At 25.6% G+C, this 262-nt stretch carries 1 protein-coding gene; it reads left to right on the forward strand.

Annotated features, from left to right (window positions below):
- A partial coding sequence (locus R0J92_RS23970; RefSeq protein ID WP_411053519.1) for a hypothetical protein occupies positions 1-262 on the forward strand: 262 nt, incomplete at both ends.

Raw genomic sequence — 262 nt, forward strand, 5'->3', positions numbered from 1 at the left:
GAAAATACAATGTTATTAGGAGCTTTATTGCATAAAGATGTAAATATATTACAGTATATAGAAGAGCCAGCGGTAATAAGATCACTAGGGAGAAAATATTTAATATTGTACTCAAAGGATTCATACAAAGTAATTATAGGAATGTTAAAGTATGATTTAATTCCCGAAAATGAAAAAGAAGAACTATTTGAAATATGTTTAAACAAGTTCAATGATTACTTTTTTGAAGAGGCTACTGAAATAGATTTTTTAATTTTTACTG

Source organism: Tritonibacter sp. SIMBA_163 (assembly GCF_046535935.1).
Classification (GTDB): Bacteria; Pseudomonadota; Alphaproteobacteria; order Rhodobacterales; family Rhodobacteraceae; genus Epibacterium; species Epibacterium scottomollicae.